Annotated in this window: 18 protein-coding genes; 7 read left to right on the forward strand and 11 right to left on the reverse strand. The window is 63.8% G+C overall.

Annotation, left to right across the window (positions count from 1 at the left end; genetic code table 11):
• Nucleotides 1-9: 9 nt before the first annotated feature.
• The 6 genes from accB to DFR38_RS10515 all read left to right on the forward strand — a co-directional run bounded on the left by accB (nt 10) and on the right by DFR38_RS10515 (nt 5107).
• Nucleotides 10-471: an acetyl-CoA carboxylase biotin carboxyl carrier protein gene (accB, locus tag DFR38_RS10490; protein WP_110313368.1), complete on the forward strand. Its 462-nt coding sequence runs from the start codon at nt 10-12 to the stop codon at nt 469-471.
• A gap of 97 nt (nt 472-568) precedes the next feature.
• Nucleotides 569-1927, forward strand: coding sequence for an acetyl-CoA carboxylase biotin carboxylase subunit (gene accC / locus DFR38_RS10495; RefSeq protein WP_059287043.1), 1359 nt, complete (start codon nt 569-571; stop codon nt 1925-1927).
• Nucleotides 1927-2823 carry a 50S ribosomal protein L11 methyltransferase gene (gene prmA, locus DFR38_RS10500; protein ID WP_059287042.1) on the forward strand — a complete coding sequence of 299 codons (897 nt, stop codon included), beginning with the start codon at nt 1927-1929 and terminating at the stop codon, nt 2821-2823. Before accC ends, prmA begins: the two co-directional genes overlap by 1 nt.
• The gene (locus DFR38_RS10505; protein WP_110313369.1) at nt 2820-3980 is read left to right on the forward strand and encodes a DUF3426 domain-containing protein; all 1161 of its coding nucleotides are present in this window, start codon (nt 2820-2822) and stop codon (nt 3978-3980) included. Before prmA ends, DFR38_RS10505 begins: the two co-directional genes overlap by 4 nt.
• Nucleotides 3981-4104: 124 nt before the next feature.
• Entirely contained in the window at nt 4105-4680 is a 576-nt protein-coding gene (locus DFR38_RS10510; protein ID WP_193394329.1) for a thioredoxin domain-containing protein, read from the forward strand.
• 196 nt (nt 4681-4876) lie between these two features.
• The gene (locus DFR38_RS10515; protein WP_059287531.1) at nt 4877-5107 is read left to right on the forward strand and encodes a hypothetical protein; all 231 of its coding nucleotides are present in this window, start codon (nt 4877-4879) and stop codon (nt 5105-5107) included.
• 70 nt (nt 5108-5177) lie between these two features.
• On the opposite strand, the gene DFR38_RS10520 is transcribed toward DFR38_RS10515, so the two are convergent.
• The 10 genes from DFR38_RS10520 to DFR38_RS10565 all read right to left on the reverse strand — a co-directional run bounded on the left by DFR38_RS10520 (nt 5178) and on the right by DFR38_RS10565 (nt 14818).
• On the reverse strand, nt 5178-6182 hold the full coding sequence (locus DFR38_RS10520; RefSeq protein ID WP_110313370.1) for an NAD(P)H-dependent glycerol-3-phosphate dehydrogenase: 1005 nt from the start codon (nt 6180-6182) through the stop codon (nt 5178-5180).
• A 3-nt stretch (nt 6183-6185) separates the two neighbouring features.
• The gene (locus tag DFR38_RS10525) at nt 6186-6632 is read right to left on the reverse strand and encodes an SH3 domain-containing protein (protein ID WP_110313371.1); all 447 of its coding nucleotides are present in this window, start codon (nt 6630-6632) and stop codon (nt 6186-6188) included.
• Nucleotides 6632-7084, reverse strand: coding sequence for a protein-export chaperone SecB (gene secB / locus DFR38_RS10530; protein ID WP_059287677.1), 453 nt, complete (start codon nt 7082-7084; stop codon nt 6632-6634). Before secB ends, DFR38_RS10525 begins: the two co-directional genes overlap by 1 nt.
• Before the next feature lie 148 nt (nt 7085-7232).
• A complete protein-coding gene (grxC, locus tag DFR38_RS10535; RefSeq protein WP_110313372.1) occupies nt 7233-7490 on the reverse strand; it encodes a glutaredoxin 3 in 258 nt (85 codons plus the stop codon).
• A 29-nt stretch (nt 7491-7519) separates the two neighbouring features.
• On the reverse strand, nt 7520-8941 hold the full coding sequence (gene dacB / locus DFR38_RS10540) for a D-alanyl-D-alanine carboxypeptidase/D-alanyl-D-alanine endopeptidase (RefSeq protein WP_110313373.1): 1422 nt from the start codon (nt 8939-8941) through the stop codon (nt 7520-7522).
• On the reverse strand, nt 8941-11115 hold the full coding sequence (locus DFR38_RS10545; protein WP_110313374.1) for a primosomal protein N': 2175 nt from the start codon (nt 11113-11115) through the stop codon (nt 8941-8943). The genes dacB and DFR38_RS10545 overlap by 1 nt, the downstream gene beginning before the upstream one ends.
• A gap of 489 nt (nt 11116-11604) precedes the next feature.
• A complete protein-coding gene (gene hemE, locus DFR38_RS10550; protein WP_110313375.1) occupies nt 11605-12666 on the reverse strand; it encodes a uroporphyrinogen decarboxylase in 1062 nt (353 codons plus the stop codon).
• 15 nt (nt 12667-12681) lie between these two features.
• A complete protein-coding gene (locus DFR38_RS10555) occupies nt 12682-13647 on the reverse strand; it encodes a fatty acid desaturase (protein ID WP_110313376.1) in 966 nt (321 codons plus the stop codon).
• An 89-nt stretch (nt 13648-13736) separates the two neighbouring features.
• Nucleotides 13737-14261, reverse strand: coding sequence for a chromate transporter (locus tag DFR38_RS10560; RefSeq protein WP_059287456.1), 525 nt, complete (start codon nt 14259-14261; stop codon nt 13737-13739).
• Nucleotides 14258-14818: a chromate transporter gene (locus DFR38_RS10565; RefSeq protein ID WP_059287455.1), complete on the reverse strand. Its 561-nt coding sequence runs from the start codon at nt 14816-14818 to the stop codon at nt 14258-14260. Before DFR38_RS10565 ends, DFR38_RS10560 begins: the two co-directional genes overlap by 4 nt.
• A gap of 76 nt (nt 14819-14894) precedes the next feature.
• On the opposite strand from DFR38_RS10565, the gene gcvA reads away from it, so the two are divergent.
• On the forward strand, nt 14895-15782 hold the full coding sequence (gene gcvA / locus DFR38_RS10570; protein ID WP_059287454.1) for a transcriptional regulator GcvA: 888 nt from the start codon (nt 14895-14897) through the stop codon (nt 15780-15782).
• Between the two features lie 12 nt (nt 15783-15794).
• Here the strand turns inward: gcvA and DFR38_RS10575 are convergent, their stop codons facing one another.
• On the reverse strand, nt 15795-16649 hold the full coding sequence (locus tag DFR38_RS10575; protein ID WP_059287453.1) for a hypothetical protein: 855 nt from the start codon (nt 16647-16649) through the stop codon (nt 15795-15797).
• Between the last annotated feature and the right edge of the window lie 123 nt (nt 16650-16772).

The raw sequence follows: 16772 nt of genomic DNA on the forward strand, positions 1-16772 counted from the left end.
AGGATTACCATGGATCTGCGTAAACTGAAGAAACTGATCGATCTCGTCGAAGAATCCGGCATTGCCGAGCTCGAGGTGACCGAAGGGGAAGAGAAAGTCCGCATCACCCGCGTATCGGCCAACACCCAGATCGCCTACGCCCAGCCGATGATGCAGATGCCGATGCAACAGCAAATGGCCGCACCGGCCGCCGCACCGGCCGCTGCCGCAGCCGAAGCACCGGCTGCCGCCAACAACGCCAATGCGCTGAAGTCGCCGATGGTCGGCACCTTCTACCGTTCGGCCAGCCCGGGCTCCAAGCCTTTTGTCGAAGTGGGCCAGAGCGTGAATGCCGGGGATACCCTGTGCATCATCGAAGCCATGAAACTGATGAACGAAATCGAAGCGGATCGTTCCGGCGTGGTGAAGGCCGTACTGGCCGAAGACGGCCAGCCGGTTGAATACGGCGAGCCGCTGTTCATCATCGAATAATTCTCTCTGCTTCGCTAATAGACGCCAGAGATGACAGGGCACGACGCAGCGTCTGTGCCCTTGTCGTTTGACGCGCCACTCAACGGACGTCCCTACCATGTTTGAAAAAATCCTGATTGCAAACCGCGGCGAAATCGCCCTGCGCATCCAGCGCGCCTGCCGCGAAATGGGCATCAAGACCGTGGTCGTGCATTCCGAAGCCGACCGCGAAGCCAAATACGTCAAGCTGGCCGATGAATCGGTCTGCATTGGCCCGGCCCCGTCGACCAAGAGCTATCTGAATGTGCCGGCGCTGATTGCCGCTGCAGAAGTGACCGACGCCCAGGCCATCCACCCCGGTTATGGCTTTCTGTCGGAAAACGCCGACTTTGCCGAACGGGTGGAACAGTCCGGTTTCGTCTTCATCGGCCCGCGCCCGGAAACCATCCGCCTGATGGGCGACAAGGTCTCCGCCAAGGATGCGATGATTGCCGCCGGCGTGCCCTGCGTGCCGGGTTCCGAAGGTGCCTTGCCGGATGATCCGGCCGAGATCGTCAAGATCGCCAAGAAAATCGGCTTCCCGGTCATCATCAAGGCAGCAGGCGGCGGCGGTGGCCGTGGCATGCGCGTGGTGCATACCGAAGGTGCGCTGATCAACTCGGTACAGATGACCCGCACCGAAGCCGGCGCCGCATTCGGCAACCCGACTGTCTACATGGAGAAATACCTGCAGCAGCCGCGCCATATCGAAATCCAGATCCTGGCCGACGAATACGGCAATGCCATCTACCTGGGCGAACGCGATTGCTCGATGCAGCGCCGTCACCAGAAAATCATCGAAGAAGCACCGGCTCCGGGCATCACAGACGAGCAGCGCCAGCGCATTGGCACCGCCTGCGCCGAAGCCTGCAGCCGCATCGGCTACCGTGGCGCCGGCACCTTTGAATTCCTGTTTGAAAACGGCGAGTTCTACTTCATCGAAATGAACACCCGCGTACAGGTGGAACACCCGGTGACCGAGATGATCACCGGCGTGGACATCGTGCAGGAGCAGATCCGCATTGCCGCCGGCGAAAAGCTGCGCTACAAGCAAAGCGACATCGTACTGCGCGGTCATGCCATGGAATGCCGTATCAACGCCGAAGACCCGTTTACCTTCGTGCCCTCGCCGGGCAAGATCGAAAGCTACCACCCGGCCGGTGGCCCGGGCATCCGCATTGATTCGCATATCTACCAGGGCTATACCGTGCCGTCGCACTACGACTCCATGGTCGGCAAGCTGATTTCCTACGGCGACACCCGCGAACAGGCCATGGCGCGCATGCGCGTGGCCCTGTCGGAAATCTCCATCTCCGGCATCAAGACCAATATCCCGCTGCACCAGGAATTGTTCATGGATGCCGCCTTCCAGCGTGGCAGCACCAGCATTCACTATCTGGAAGAACGCCTGTCGCAGATGAAAAAGGGAGAGGCATAATGGCCTGGCTGCAAGCCACCATCGACACCGATTCGGCGGTGGCCGAACGCCTGGCCGATGCCTTGATGGACGCCGGCGCACTGTCGACCGCCATTGAAGATGCGCTGGCCGGCACCGAGCTGGAACAGCCCATTTTCGGCGAACCCGGCATGCCGGTGGACAAGCTGTGGAATCACAGCCGCATCATCACCCTGTTTGCCGAAGATGCCGATGTCGCGCTGCTGATCGCCGCCGCCTGCACCGCCTGCAAGCTGGCCATGCCGGCCTACAAGACCGAACGCGTGGAAGAGCAGGACTGGGTACGCCTGACGCAATCCCAGTTCGAGCCCATCCGCATTTCGGACCGCCTGTGGATCACCCCCACCTGGCACGATGCACCGTCGCCGGACGCCATCAACCTGCAACTGGACCCGGGCCTCGCCTTCGGTACTGGCAGCCATCCCACCACGCGGCTGTGCCTGCAATGGCTGGATGCGCACATTGCCGGTGGTGAAAGCGTGCTGGATTACGGCTGCGGCTCCGGCATTCTGGCCATTGCCGCCCTCAAGCTGGGCGCAGGCACGGCGCTGGGGGTGGATATCGATGCCCAGGCGGTGCGTTCCAGCCGCGACAATGCCGAACAGAACCAGGTCAGCGCCACCTTCTGCCTGCCGGATGCCAATCCGGCCGCGCAGTATGATGTGGTACTGGCCAATATCCTGGCCAATCCGCTGCGCATGCTCGGCCAGCTGTTGGCAAGCCATGTAAAAACCGGTGGTAGAATCGTGCTTTCCGGTATTCTTGCCGAACAGGCTGATGAACTGTCTGCCATTTATGCGCAATGGTTCACCATGGATACGCCCGTGTTCGACGAGGGTTGGACACGATTGACAGGAACCCGACGCCCAAGCGTATGAGCTATACGACACAGTGCCCCAGTTGCCAGACCCGTTTCAAGGTTAACGACAAGCAGTTATCTGCCGCCAACGGACTCGTCCGCTGCGGGCGCTGTTCGCATGTATTCAACGCCACCGAGCATTTTGTCAGTACCGACACCCCGCCGCCGGTACTGACGCCGCCACCGCTGGCTCCGCAGCCCGCGCCGGCCACGCCGCCGGCAGCCGCCCGCACGCCGCAGCCACCAGCCGATCCGATGGACGATTTCGAGCTGGAACTGCCCGACTTCGACCCGCAAACTGCGGCCGGACCGGCTCCAGCCGCGGATTTCGAGCTGGAAGCTGCCCCCGCGCTGGCACCTGCCACCGAGCTGCAGCAGCCCGACAGCGCCAGCAGCCGCGAGGCAGAAGAATTCCAGCGCGCACTGGCCGAAGCCCTGCAAACCCGCAAAAACAGCCCGCCACCCAGCCAGAATTACGTCGCCGAACTGGATGAGCCAGAACAATCCGCTCCGCTGCCCGATGTATTCGGCAACAAACGTCGCCGTGGCGAACAGGCCGATGATGTCCCGCCGCCCGCAGCTGCGCCCAGCAGCGAGCAGGCTGACATTCCGGCTCCACCGCCGCGCCCGCCCCACCCCTATGGCGATCTGGGCGAAACAGATGAGGACAGCAGCAAGGACGAACAGCGGCGCAATCCGCTACTGACCGTGGCCATGGTCTTGCTGGCCATCATCGGCAGCGTGCTGCTGGCCGGCCAGCTGGTTTACTTCAACCGCACCCGCATTGCCGCCGAAGTACCGGAAGCGCGGCCGGCGCTGGAGGCTTTCTGCCATATTGCCGGTTGCAGCGTGCCCTGGCCCACTGATATCGCGCAGATCCGCACCGAATGGTCGGAGCTGGCCTTCGTGCCGGAACATGCCAACCTGATCCAGCTGTCCGCCACGCTGAAAAACCATGCCGCCTTTGCCCAGAACTATCCGATGCTGGAAGTTTCGCTCAAGGATGCCGACGACCAGGTGCTGATCCGCAAGGTGTTCTCGCCCAAGGAATACCTGAAGGCCGACGACTTCAAGCTGCAGCGCTTCAATGCCAACAGCGAGGTGAAAGTCACCATGCGGCTGGATGCCGGCAAGGTGCGCGCCATGGGCTACAGCCTGTACTGGTTCTATCCCTGAGCGGCAGCTCGCCCGTCACAAGCGGCCTCGGCCGCTTTTTTTGTGCCCGCAGGTCAACAGAATGGCGAATCGGCCTTGTATTTGGCGCCCTGCTGTCCACCATGAAAGGATAAGGAGGCAGCACATGGACGATTTCATACTGCAGTATGGTGACGAGGCCATTCCGGTGAGCGGCGAATTCCCGCGGCCGGACAGTTATCTGCCCAGCTTCATGCTGGTGGATGAATACAAACGCGATATTGCGCTGGAGGCGTTTGCCGGCCAGCCCAAGGTGATTCTGACCTTGCTGTCGCTGGACGAGGAAGAACACGGCGGCCTGGCACTGCTGCGCGACACCCGGCGCTTTCTCGAAAGCTGGCCGGCACTGCAGCTGATCGTGGTCTGTGTCGATTCGCCCTCTTCCCTGCTGCGCAGCCGGCACGAACATGGCCTGCCCGGCGTCACCCTGCTGTCCACCCTGCGTGGTCGCGATTTTCACAAGCAATACGGGGTACTGGCCAGTGGCTATCCGCTTAGCGGCTATACCGCCCCGGCCATCCTGATTGCCGACGGCGACAATATCATTCTCTATGCTGAGCGCCTGCGCCACAGTAATGGCCGTTTCAATCAGCACGAGATTGCCCTGCGCCTGCAACAGGCCGCACCGGCGGATGAACCCGCCGCGACGGCCGGCACAGACGAGGCCGGCAGCCCGCCCTGAAGCCGCGGCGGGATCAGCCAGCACAGCATGAGTGGCCGGTGATGACGATGCGCACCGGCCAAAGTTCCGCGCTATTGAACACCAATAGTAAACAAATGATTTAAATAACCAGTATTTATTGAACCAATCGCCAAAAATATACTGTCACCAAGCTGCAGAACACAGCAGACCCCCTCTCTTCAGCAAGGAATACAGTATGAAAACCCTGGCCATCGCCCTGATTACCCTGATCAGCAGCAGCACCGTTTTTGCCCACGGCCGCGAGCACAACCCACCGCCAGCCGCCACGGTAAGCGCCTGGCAGGCCGAGCAGCAAGCCATCAACAATGATTTCGCCAGACTGCCGGCCGCCGAACAGCAGCGTATCCAGAAAATCCATGCCTACTGGGATGCGCAAAGCCTGCGCGAGAACCAGCACACGCACTAGGCAGCCGATATACGCAGCACACAAAAAAGCCTCCATTCCGGAGGCTTTGTTGACTGGCATGGCCGCACCGTCAATCCAGCGCGCCACCACCTTCCGACTTGGGCGCACGGCTCAGCAAGCCTTCCACCACCCGGTGCGGATCATTGCCCTGATACAGCAGGCCACATACGGCGGCGGTGATCGGCATTTCCACTTCCAGTCTTTCCGCCATGGTCAGCACTTCGCGGGCAGTGCTCACCCCTTCGGCCACATGGCCCAGTTCGGCCAGAATGGTTTCCAGCGATTTGCCTTCGGCCAGTTTCAAGCCTACCTGGCGGTTGCGCGACAGCGCACCGGTGCAGGTGAGAATGAGATCGCCCATGCCGGACAAACCCATCATGGTTTGCTGGCTGGCACCCAGCGCACTGGCCAGCCGGGTGATTTCTGCCAGACCACGGGTGATGAGCGCGGCGCGGGCATTCATGCCAAAACCCAGGCCATCGGCCACACCGGTGGCAATGGCCATCACGTTTTTGACGGCGCCGCCCACTTCCACCCCCACCAGATCATCATTGGCATACAGCCGCAGCAAGGGGCTGTGCAGCTCGCGCGCCATGCGCCGGGCAAACTCGGCATCATCGGCGGCAATGGTGACGGCAGCCGGCAGACCCTCGGCCACTTCGCGGGCAAAGCTGGGGCCGGACAATACGCCGCAGGGGTGATCCGGCGGCAATTCTTCGGCCACCACCTGATGCGGCAACAGGCTGGAACCGGCTTCGAAGCCTTTGCACGCCCACAGGATGGGCGGCAGCGACGAGGACAGTGCCGTCAAGGCGCGCAAGGTCGGCCGCAGGCCGACGATGGGGGTGACGATAAGGATCAGCTCGGCACCATGGATGGCGCGCGGCAATTCTGCGGTCAGCGTGATGCTGGCGGGAAAGGGGCTGTCGGGCAGATAGCGGCGGTTGACACGCTCGGCAGCCATTTCCGACATCTGGGCGGCATCGCGGCCCCACAGGCTGACGTCATGATGACGGGCAAAGGCCAGCGCCAGGGCGCTACCCCAGGCTCCACTCCCCAGAATGGCCAGTTTCATGGTTTACAGGCCCCACAGATCGGTAATGCGGGCAAAGCCGCTGCTGCCATCGCGGTGCTTGACCTTGACCCAGCCATCCTTGGGCGCTTCCTGCCATTGCAGCACGCCATCGCGGGCCACGCTGAACACGGGCTGGCCATCGGCCGAGGCCGTGGCGCGCACCACGGCCTGGTCGGCCGTCACCAGCAGCCAGCGCTGGCCGGACAGCGCCGCCTGCGGAATCCAGGCAATGCCGCCGGTGGCATCACGCACGCGTGCCCACTCTTTCTGGCTGGACAACACTTCCACCGGATAATAACGGCTGACCAGGAACAGCTTTTTGGCACTCAATGCGGGCGCCTCGTACAGCGCCACACCGGTTTCCTTGACCGAACGGAATTCCAGCGCCTGCGCCGGCAGGGCATGCAGCCCGGCCAGCACGGCAGCAGCAGTGACGAGGCGGCGCAGCATCAGGCGTTGCCGGCTTCGGCTTGCTGGGCGCGCTGCTGCATGTACAGCGCTTCGAAGTTGATCGGCGACAGCAGCACCGGCGGGAAGCCGGCACGGTTCACCAGATTGGAAACGGTTTCACGGGCGTAGGGGAACAGGATGTTCGGGCAGGCCACGCCGAGAATCGGCTCGATGTCTTCAACCGGTACGTTTTCGATGCGGAAGATGCCGGCTTCGGTCACTTCGCACAGGAACATGGTTTTTTCCGGCAGCTTGGCGGTCACGGTCACGGTCAGCGCCACTTCGTAAAAGCCTTCATCGACCTGCTTGCCTTCGCTGGCCAGCTGCATGTCGATTTCCGGCTGGGCCGCTTCCAGATAGACCTGCGGTGCATTCGGCACTTCCAGGGACAGATCTTTTACGTAGATTTTTTCGATGGAGAATACCGGTTGCAGCTCTTGTTGCTCGCTCATGTCTCAGTCTCGCTGATGGCCGCCAATGGCAGCCGGTTGCAAAGGAAAATCAGGTTTGCATCATCGCATGAAAGCACGGTGTGCGGCCAGTGTGTCCCGGCGGGAATGGGCCGCTGCGGCGCAGGACTCCGTGCTTGCTTGATTGGCGTCAATCCGCCAGCAGCACATCCAGCTTGCCGGCCTGGTTCAGGGCCACCAGGTCATCGCAGCCGCCGACGTGGGTGTCGCCGATGAAGATTTGCGGCACGGTGCGCCGACCGGTGCTGCTCATCATGCGCTCGCGCGCCGCATCGTCCAGATCGATGCGGATTTCTTCGATGCCGGTCACACCCTTGCTGGCCAGCACTTGCTTGGCGCGGATGCAATAGGGGCAGACCGCCGTGGTATACATGGTGACGTGTTTCATGACAAAACCTGTTTGATGCGTGGTGGGATTCAGGGCTGCATTATAGCTTCTGCCGGCGCCAACTGGCTGCTATCCGGCGCGCTGCGGTCGAAGCGGTGAATCAGATCCGCCACGATGCCGTCCAGTGCCGGCCCCATCGCCAGCGCCCGCGGGCTGTTGATGATGGCGACAATGGCCAGCCGCCGCCCGTCGGCAGCCTGCCAGTAACCGGCCAGCGCCTTGACGTCCTTCAGCGTGCCGGTTTTCATGCGCAGCCGCGGGCCGATGGCGGCAAAGCGACGTTTGAGCGTGCCGTCCTCGCTGGCGACAGGCAGGCTGGCCAGCAGCTCAGCCGCATAGGGACCGCGCGCCGCATTCAGCAGCACCTGGCCTAGCAGGCGGGCGGATACGCGCTCGCGCCGCGACAGGCCGCAGCCGTTTTCCAGCACCAGTGCCTCGTCGGAAATATGCTGCTCGGCCAGCAGGCGGCGTACCGCGCGCTGGGCAGCGGCCGGGGTGTCGCTGCCGCCCTCCTCCTTCCCCAGCGTGAGGTAAACGGTGCGCGCCATGGTGTTGTTGCTGTATTTGTTGATATCGTTCAGCGCCACGGTCAGCGGCTCGGACTGGAATTGCGCCAGCGTGCGCGCCCCTGCCGGTGCTGGCGCGACCGCCACACCCTGCGGACCGCTGCCGCCCAGTTCGGCCCACAGCGCGGCAAACGACTGGGCAGCAAAGTCATTGTGTTCCAGTACATTCACATAAGCCTGACTGCCATCGCAGGCTGCGGGCAGTTTGCCGCTGACTTCGATCTGCCCGGCTTGCTGGCGGATCTGCACCCATTGCCGGACATCCGGGCAAGCAGCGGAACCGCCGGCACTGCTCAGCCTGGCCTGCAGGCTGATGCCGGCCAGTGGCGGGTCCAGCACCACCCTGGCGCCATTGGCATCATTGAAAAAGCGCAGCCAGGCCACTTTCAGGCCGGTGAGATGGGTATCCGGTTCGACCGTGAAAGACCTGCCCTCGTCGCCTGCGAAATTTTCCGCCGTGCCGATGCTGCTGAAAGCGCTCTTGTCCAGCAGCAGCCGGCCGTCGATGCGCTGCACCCCACGCTGGCGCAGGCCACGCAGCAGCTCTTGCAGATTGGCCGTGCTGAAGCGTGGATCGCCCGCGCCCACCCAGACCAGATCGCCCTTCAATACGCCATTTTCCAGCGGGGCATCCGACAGCAGCCGTGTGGTCCAGCGGTAGCCGGGCTTGAGCCGGTTGAGCGCCGTCCAGCTGGTCAGCAGCTTCATGGTGGATGCCGGATTGACCGCTGCATCGGCACGCAGGCTGGCCAATTCGGCGCCGCCTTCGACCGGCGCCGCCCAGATGGCGACTTCATCCGCTTTCAGGCCGTGCAGGTCCAGCGTGGCGCCCGCCGCAGTGGCGGCAAGCATGAGCAGTGCGATAGCGGGTAAAACAGGCTTCATTACATCTCCTGCGGGTCAACATCCAGCGACCAGCGCAAGCCACGGCCGTACTGGCGCGCCTGGGCATCCAGCAGCGGGGGCAGTTGATCAAGAAAACGGTGCAGGGCCTGGCGATTGGCCGACTCCAGCACCAGTTGCGCGCGTTCGCGATTGGCCAGCCGCACCATCAAGGCGGGGGCCGGGCCGGAGATCAGCACGCCTGCGGCCATGTCTTGAACCTGGCTGCGCACCTGCGTGAGAAAGGCGCTGGCGCTGGCCAGTTCCGCGGCATCGGCCCGCAGCAGCGCCTGGTACACCGCAGGCGGAAAGGCCGCCTGGCGGCGTTCCTGCAGCAGGCTGGCGGCAAAGCCATCGAAATCATGTGCCACCAGCGCCTGATACAGCGGGTGTTCCTGCCATTGCGTCTGCACCAGCACTTCGCCCGGCGCATCGGCGCGGCCGGCGCGGCCCGCCACCTGGGTGAGCTGGGCAAACAGCCGCTCGGACGCACGATAATCCGCCGAGTACAGCCCGCCGTCGGCATTGAGCACTGTTACCAGCGACAGGGTGCCAAAGTCATGCCCCTTGGCCAGCATCTGGGTGCCGACCAGCATGTCCACCTCGCCGGCATGCACCTTGCGATAGATGTCGTCCCAGGCTTGCTTGCGCTGGGTGGTGTCGCGGTCGATGCGCAGGATGCGCGCTGTCGGGAACAAACGTCCCAGTGCGGATTCCAGCCGCTGCGTGCCCTCGCCCAGCGGCTTGATGTCGGGCGCGCCACACTCCGGGCAGGCATGCGGGACGTTTTCCTCCCAGCCGCAATGATGGCAGCGCAGCTTGCGCTCCAGCAAATGCAGTACCAGCCGGGTGGAGCAGCGCGGGCAACCGCTGGTCCAGCCGCAATCAGTACAGGCCAGCACCGGGGCATAGCCGCGGCGGTTGATGAACACCAGGCTCATTTCCTGACGTTCCAGCCGTGCCGCCAGCGCCTTGATCACCGGCTCGGACAAGCCCTCGACCAGCTTGGCGCGCCGGGTGTCCACCAGCCGCACCTGCGGCAGTTTGGCCGCGCCATGCGCCCGCTGGCTGAGCTTGAGCTGGCGGTAGCGGCCGGCCTCGACATTGGCCACGGTTTCCAGGCTGGGCGTGGCACTGCCCAGCACGATGGGAATGCCGGCCCGGTGTGCCCGCCAGATCGCCAGATCGCGTGCATGGTAGCGCAGGCCGTCCTGCTGCTTGAAGGAGCCGTCATGTTCTTCATCCACCACGATCATGCCCAGCCGCGGCATGGGGGTGAATACCGACAAGCGGGTGCCGATGATGATGTCGGCCCGCCCCTGCCAGGCATCCAGCCAGTTGCGCAGGCGCTCGCCCTCGGCCAACTGGCTGTGCTGCACGGCGATGCTGCTGGCGGGAAAGCGCTGGATGAAGCGCTCGATCAGTTGCGGGGTCAGGTTGATTTCCGGCACCAGCACCAGTACCTGCTGCCGCTGTGCCAGGCAGCGCGCGATGCGCTGCAGATAGACTTCGGTCTTGCCGCTGCCGGTGATGCCATGCAAGAGCCAGGGCTGGAAACCAGCCGGCCCACTGCTCAAGGCATCCAGTGCCGCCTGCTGGTCGGCATTCAGCTGCGGGCTGGGGCCCAGCTGCAAGGGCTGGAGGTCCGGCTCCACTCTGTGCACCAGGCCCTCGGCCAGCCAGTCGGCCAGGATCTTGCCGGCCTGCGGCGTGAGCTGACGGGCTTGCGTCTGCGTGAGCGGGCCATCGCCCAGCGCCTGCCACAAGGCCAGCCGTGCCCGTTGCCGTGCAGCCGGCATCGCAGCCAGGCCCGCATCAGTCAGGCCATAGGGACGCTCGTCCGGCGGCGTGATGTCGCGCGCCTCGCGCAATGCCGTTGGCAGGGCGGTAAACAGGGTCTGGCCCAGCGGGAAGTGATAGTAGGCGGCGGCGAATTCGGCCAGGGCGAGGAAATCGGCTGACAAGGGGGGCAGGCTGTCGAATACCTGTTCCACCTGCTTGAGCTGGCTGTCCGGCAAACCCTCCGGGGGTATGCCAGTGACAACCACGCCACACAACTGGCGATTGCCAAAGGGAACCGCCACCCGCTGACCGGGGCTGACTGGAAAATGAGACAGGTAGGTAAATGCGCCAAATAGGGGCAGATCGACCACCACCTGAACTCTCTGAAGACCCACGGAAATTTTCCCTTTTACATCAAACCCAATTCTGACAAGGCTTTGCGCGATCTATGCACAGAAGCTGTGGATATCTTTGTGCACAACTCGCTTGCCGGCCGGGGAAAGGCTATTAAATCAGCATTTCCGCTAGATTGCACAAAAATTAATCAGAAGAATAAGCGTTTATTTTTCAATGACTTATAATCAGCGCACTAATATTGCCCAGTGGGCTTGACAAGTCTGCACAGCCACAGTTCCCGGTGTGAATAACTCTGAGAACACCACCGGGCAAAGCTGTCAACACCCCTTTGATCAGCCGGGCAAAAAAGCCTGTGCCGGCAGCGCAAAGTCCGCCGCGGCTGGGGCTATACCCCACGACCCGAACTGGATGAAACAGCTGACAGACCCGCTTATTTTGCCAAACACCCTGCTAATAAAGCGGGGATTGATCAGGTCAGGCTGGCCAATAGCGGCATGGCCGGGGCGCATACCCCGGCCATGGCAGGCTTACTGGTGGAAGGGACGGGACAGGCGATGCACGGCCGCTACCAGGGCGGCGGCATGCTCGGGATCGGCATGCTGGGAGATGCCGTGGCCCAGATTGAAGACATGGCCGGAGCCCTGGCCATAAGCCGTCAGGATACGTCCGGCCTCGGCCTCGATGGCTGCCGGCGAGCCAAACAGCGCGTTCGGGTCGAAATTGCCTTGCAGGGCAACCTTGTCACCGACGCGGGCACGCGCCAGGCCGATGTCGGTGGTCCAGTCCAGGCCCACGCAGTCGGCACCAATGGCGGCGATGTCTTCCAGCCACTGGCCACCGTTCTTGGTGAACACGATGACCGGCACGCGCCGGCCATCGGCCTCGCGCTTGAGGCCGGCGACGATGCGCTGCATATAGGCCAGCGAGAATTCCTTATAGGCGGCATGGCTGAGCGCGCCGCCCCAGGTGTCGAAAATCTGCACGGCCTGGGCGCCGGCATCGATCTGGGCGTTCAGGTAATCGGTCACGGTCTGGGCATTCACCGCCAGGATGTGATGCAGCAGCTCAGGGCGGCTGTACAGCATGGCTTTGACATGGCGGAAATCATCCGAGCCACCGCCTTCGATCATGTAGCAGGCCAGGGTGAAGGGGCTGCCGGAAAAGCCGATCAGCGGCACGCGGCCGTCCAGCGCCTTGCGGATGCTGGAGACGGCATCGAATACGTATTGCAGCTTGTCCAGCGCCGGAACGCTCAGTGCGCGGATGGCAGTTTCATCACGCAGCGGGCGCGCAAACTTGGGGCCTTCGCCTTCGGCGAAATACAGGCCCAGACCCATGGCATCCGGTACGGTGAGGATGTCGGAGAACAGGATGGCTGCATCCAGCGGGAAACGCTCCAGCGGCTGCAGGGTGACTTCGGTGGCGAAGTCCGGGCTGGTGCACAAGCCCATGAAGCTGCCGGCGCGGGCGCGGGTGGCGCGGTATTCCGGCAGGTAGCGTCCAGCCTGGCGCATCATCCAGATGGGGGTATATTCAACCGGCTCCTTCAGGAGCGCGCGCAGGAAAGTGTCGTTCTTGAGCTGGGTCATGATGGTATGGGCTTGCTAGCTTGGCGTAATGGAATCAGCCGGCATTATACCCGTCCCTGCCTTGCGCAGGGGTATTACCGGCAGGGCGGTGGCGGGAGTGGCACGCCACTGGCGCTGCCAGATTACCTGGCCGAAACGGCCATCCCAGTCCAGCCGGGCCGTGGCAAAACGCTGTGGCAAGGCCTGCCAGCACAGCCCCGGCCACAGGTGGTGCACACCGCGCAAATGGCTGTTGAGCAGGCACAGTCCCAGCCAGCGCGGCAGGGCCAGGTTGGCGGCGCGGCGGGCATCGCCCAGCGGCTGACCGGCAAAGCAGACATGGTCGGTCAGCGAGATCAGCAGCGCGCGCGCCAGCAAGGCCAGCCACAGCATCCAGTCATGCGCGCCGTAGATCAGCAAGGACAGGCCGGGCAAGAGCCAGGCCAGCAGGGCATCCAGCCGCGCGCCATGTCGCTGCGGGCTGCGCCACAGACGGCGCTGCAGCAAGGGGAACAAGGGGGCGCGTCCGGCCAGCCAGCGCCAGCGGCTGCACGCCGGGCAGAACAGCAGCAACAGGCTGCCGGCCAGCGCCATCAGATAGGCCGCCCCACACAGTCGCAGCCACAGGTAAAGCCGGCGTTGCCAGCCCGCCTCCTCGCCCGGTTCATACACCTCCACCCGGCAGGCCGCACTGCGGCTGTAGCGGTGATGCAGATGATGCGCCTGCCGCCATACCTCGAAGGGAATGCCCAGGCTGATGCCCAGCAGCCGTCCGGCCAGCCGGTTGTAACGCACCGAGGGCAGCAGCAGGCCGTGCACGGCTTCGTGCAGCAGCTGCCAGCGCAGCGGAATCAGCAGCACCGCCGCCACCAGCAACAGGCCATAGGCCGGATGAAACCAGGCCACGGCCAGCGGCACGGCCACCAGTTCAACCAGCCACAAGCGCAGTGCCAGCAGCAGCAACACCAGGTTGAGGCGGACGGGAATGGCAGAGGAAGACATGCGGGCTCCGGCGGCGGCAGTAGCGCGCAGTGTGACGGTTCAGCATGAAACACAGATGACGCTGGCCGCCACCGCCAGCAGGGAGGCGTTCAGATCCAGCCGGCAAAACCCAGCAGCGCGCCGCCGGCCAGCAGCCACAGCGGATTGACGCGGGTACGCCAGGCCAGCACGGTACTGGCGGCACACAACAGCCAGCCGCTCCAATGCTGGTTGGCCGCCTCGCTCATCAGCATGGCACTGCCGGCCACCAGGCCGATGGTCAATGGCGCCAGACCGCGCTCGATGGCGCGCCGCCATGGCGAGGCATGCCAGCGTTGCCACAACCTGGCCACGTAATAACACAGCAGGGACGAGGGGCCGCACATGCCCACGGTGGCGACGCAGGCCCCGGCCAGACCGGCCACCTTCCAGCCGATCAGGCTCACCACCAGCACATTCGGCCCGGGCGCGGCCTGGGCAATGGCAAACAGCGCGGCGAATTCCTGGCCGCTCATCCAGTGGTGGCTTTCCACCACGTAATGATGCATTTCCGGAATCAGGGTAATGGCTCCGCCCACCGCCATCAGCGAAAACAGCGCGAAACTGCCCAGCAGCGACAGCAGTAGCAGGATCATGAGCGCGCCCCCGTCCGCCCACGCTGCCACGCCAGCAGCACCGAAACGGGAGCCAGCACCAGCAACACCAGCAGCAGCGGCCAGCGCAGCACTCCCACGGCGATAAAGGTCAGCACGGCCAGCAAGGCGGCCACCGCATGGCGCTCTATTTTCGTTCCCATGCGCAAGGCCATGGCCAGCAGCAAACCGGCCGCCGTGGAGGCCAGGCCATGCAAGGTGCCCTGCACATCCGGCAGGCTCTGGTAATGGTCGTACAGCACCGCCATGCTCAGCACGATGACCAGCGGCGCCAGCATCAGGCCGGCCACCGCCAGCCAGGCACCGGCCACACCGTGGCAGCGTGAGCCGATGGCGATGGACATATTGACGATATTGGGTCCGGGCAGAATCTGCCCCAGGCCCAGCAGTTCGGTGAATTCTTCTTCGCTCAGCCAGCGGCGCTGCTGCACCAGCATGCGATGCGCCTGTGGCAGCACACCGCCGAAACCGCTGAGTCCTATGCTGAAAAAGCCCAGGAACAGCTGGCGGCGGCTTGGAATGATCAGGGATGGAGTCATATTGCAAGCCTAGCCCGCTCCGGCCCAATCAACAAACGAGTTTTTATGGCTTTCCATGTGAGCTAAACTCACCAGCATGAACCGACGCCTGCCTCCGCTGAATGCCCTGAAAGCCTTTGAAGCCGCTGCCCGCCACGGTAGTTTCAGCGCCGCAGCCAGCGCGCTGTATGTGACACATGGTGCCATCAGCCGCCAGATCCAGCAGCTGGAGCAGTGGCTGGGGGTGGTGCTGTTCGAGCGCCACGGCCGGCGCGTGCGGCTGTCGGCGGCCGGCCAGTCCTACCTGCCGGCGATTCAGGCGGCACTGGACAGCATTGCCGCTGCCACCGAAAAGCTGACCGCACGCAAGCAGGGACGGCGGCTGAACATCAATGTCACCCCCACCCTGGCCATGCACTGGCTGCTGCCGCGGCTCACCCGCTTCCAGCTGCGCTATCCCGGCGTCGAACTGCGGCTGGCGACCTCCGATGCCAGCATCAACAATCAGAACGCCGATTTCGACATCGCCATCCGCCGCGGCAAGGATCACTGGCATGGCTTTGTCTCGCATGCCTTTCTCACCGAACGGGAGATTCCGGTATGCAGCCCGTCCCTGCTGCAACGCCTGCCCATCCACCAGCCGGCCGACCTTGCCGTCCACACCCTGCTGCATGCGGAAACCCGCCCGGTCGCCTGGGCGCGCTGGCTGGCCGCCGCCGGCGTACCGGCCCTGCAATCGGCAGCCGATCAGCATTTTGATCATTACTACCTGGCCTTGCAGGCGGCGGTGGACGGACTGGGGGTAACGCTGGGGGCCTTGCCGGTCATCGAAAGCGAGCTGGCCAGCGGCAAGCTGGTGGCACCGCTGGCCGGGCCGGAAATCAGCGTGCGCGGCTATTCCTGGGCGGTACCGCAAGCCCTGGTGGGCGATGAACTGGTGACAGCCTTCTGCCACTGGCTGGAAGAGGAAGGCAGCCAGCACTGAGGCCGGCAGCCTTCAGGGGCGATACCACAGCCGGGCATCCTGCAAGGGCGTGCCCGGTGGCAACAGCGGATTGTCCAGCGGGATCAGCGTGCGCTGGGCCAGCGCCAGCCCGGCCAGGTCCTGGGCGTTATAGCGCAGGAACAGCTGGTTGAAACGGCCGTCCTGCAAGGCCATGCGCAAGCCCTGTTCCAGGCGGGCCGCCAGCTGCGGCTGATGCGGGCTGACAAAGAAATACATGGCCGTGGGATAACGCAGCAGCAGGTGGTGATCGATCACCAGCCCTTTTGCCACGGGCATGGCCGCTTCGCGCTGCACTTCCATCACGCTGCGCGGGAAATAGTCGAAACGCTTGCGCTGCAACATGGGAAAGAGATTGCCATAGTCCTGGCTGGTCAGTACCTTCAGGCCGGCACTGCGCAGGATGGTGGTATCCGGCCAGTCGTCCACCTGCCCGGCCACCAGGCGCGCCAGTTGCTGACGAGTGCGGATGCCGGCCAGCAAATCCGGCTGGTCGGCCGGCACCAGCGCCACCCGCCAGCCGATCAGCCCCTTGTCCAGCGGAATGCGGATGGGCAGGGCCTTTTGCTCACGCTCATTGCTGGTCATGCCCCAGAACAGGTCGATGCCGCCATCCGGCTTGCCCAGCTGCACCAGAGCGCGCGACTGGTTCATGGCGCTGGCGGCCAGCAGCTGGCAACGCAGCCGCGCCTCGTCACAGGCCAGTTGCAACAAGGCCAGCATATAGGGCCGATGCGGATCGCTCAGCCCGGAAACCAGGGCATAGCGCACCGGCTGTACCGGTACTGTAGCCAGGCTGTGGGCACTCAGCAGCAAGGACAACAACAGGGTGGCAAGTGGCTTGAACATGGCGGCGACCTTGGTGTGTATTGATACTGTTATAACAGATGCATCAAACCATCACTGCCTCGCTAGCAGCAGGCTACTGCAGTGTAGACAGCCGCCTGGCCGCTCACCGTGCCTTCCTGATCG

Origin of the sequence: Aquitalea magnusonii, assembly GCF_003202035.1 — a bacterium.
Taxonomy (GTDB): Bacteria; Pseudomonadota; Gammaproteobacteria; order Burkholderiales; family Chromobacteriaceae; genus Aquitalea; species Aquitalea magnusonii.

What these genes read in the sequence shown, in the direction of transcription:
- gcvA (WP_059287454.1), top strand. Translation starts at nt 14,895, where the DNA reads ATGAACCGACGCCTGCCTCCGCTGAATGCCCTGAAAGCCTTTGAAGCC.
- DFR38_RS10510 (WP_193394329.1), top strand. Translation starts at nt 4,105, where the DNA reads ATGGACGATTTCATACTGCAGTATGGTGACGAGGCCATTCCGGTGAGC.
- DFR38_RS10520 (WP_110313370.1), bottom strand. Translation starts at nt 6,182, where the DNA reads ATGAAACTGGCCATTCTGGGGAGTGGAGCCTGGGGTAGCGCCCTGGCG.
- secB (WP_059287677.1), bottom strand. Translation starts at nt 7,084, where the DNA reads ATGAGCGAGCAACAAGAGCTGCAACCGGTATTCTCCATCGAAAAAATC.
- DFR38_RS10525 (WP_110313371.1), bottom strand. Translation starts at nt 6,632, where the DNA reads ATGCTGCGCCGCCTCGTCACTGCTGCTGCCGTGCTGGCCGGGCTGCAT.
- hemE (WP_110313375.1), bottom strand. Translation starts at nt 12,666, where the DNA reads ATGACCCAGCTCAAGAACGACACTTTCCTGCGCGCGCTCCTGAAGGAG.
- accB (WP_110313368.1), top strand. Translation starts at nt 10, where the DNA reads ATGGATCTGCGTAAACTGAAGAAACTGATCGATCTCGTCGAAGAATCC.
- DFR38_RS10505 (WP_110313369.1), top strand. Translation starts at nt 2,820, where the DNA reads ATGAGCTATACGACACAGTGCCCCAGTTGCCAGACCCGTTTCAAGGTT.
- grxC (WP_110313372.1), bottom strand. Translation starts at nt 7,490, where the DNA reads ATGAAACACGTCACCATGTATACCACGGCGGTCTGCCCCTATTGCATC.
- accC (WP_059287043.1), top strand. Translation starts at nt 569, where the DNA reads ATGTTTGAAAAAATCCTGATTGCAAACCGCGGCGAAATCGCCCTGCGC.
- DFR38_RS10515 (WP_059287531.1), top strand. Translation starts at nt 4,877, where the DNA reads ATGAAAACCCTGGCCATCGCCCTGATTACCCTGATCAGCAGCAGCACC.
- dacB (WP_110313373.1), bottom strand. Translation starts at nt 8,941, where the DNA reads ATGAAGCCTGTTTTACCCGCTATCGCACTGCTCATGCTTGCCGCCACT.
- DFR38_RS10555 (WP_110313376.1), bottom strand. Translation starts at nt 13,647, where the DNA reads ATGTCTTCCTCTGCCATTCCCGTCCGCCTCAACCTGGTGTTGCTGCTG.
- DFR38_RS10560 (WP_059287456.1), bottom strand. Translation starts at nt 14,261, where the DNA reads ATGATCCTGCTACTGCTGTCGCTGCTGGGCAGTTTCGCGCTGTTTTCG.
- prmA (WP_059287042.1), top strand. Translation starts at nt 1,927, where the DNA reads ATGGCCTGGCTGCAAGCCACCATCGACACCGATTCGGCGGTGGCCGAA.
- DFR38_RS10575 (WP_059287453.1), bottom strand. Translation starts at nt 16,649, where the DNA reads ATGTTCAAGCCACTTGCCACCCTGTTGTTGTCCTTGCTGCTGAGTGCC.
- DFR38_RS10565 (WP_059287455.1), bottom strand. Translation starts at nt 14,818, where the DNA reads ATGACTCCATCCCTGATCATTCCAAGCCGCCGCCAGCTGTTCCTGGGC.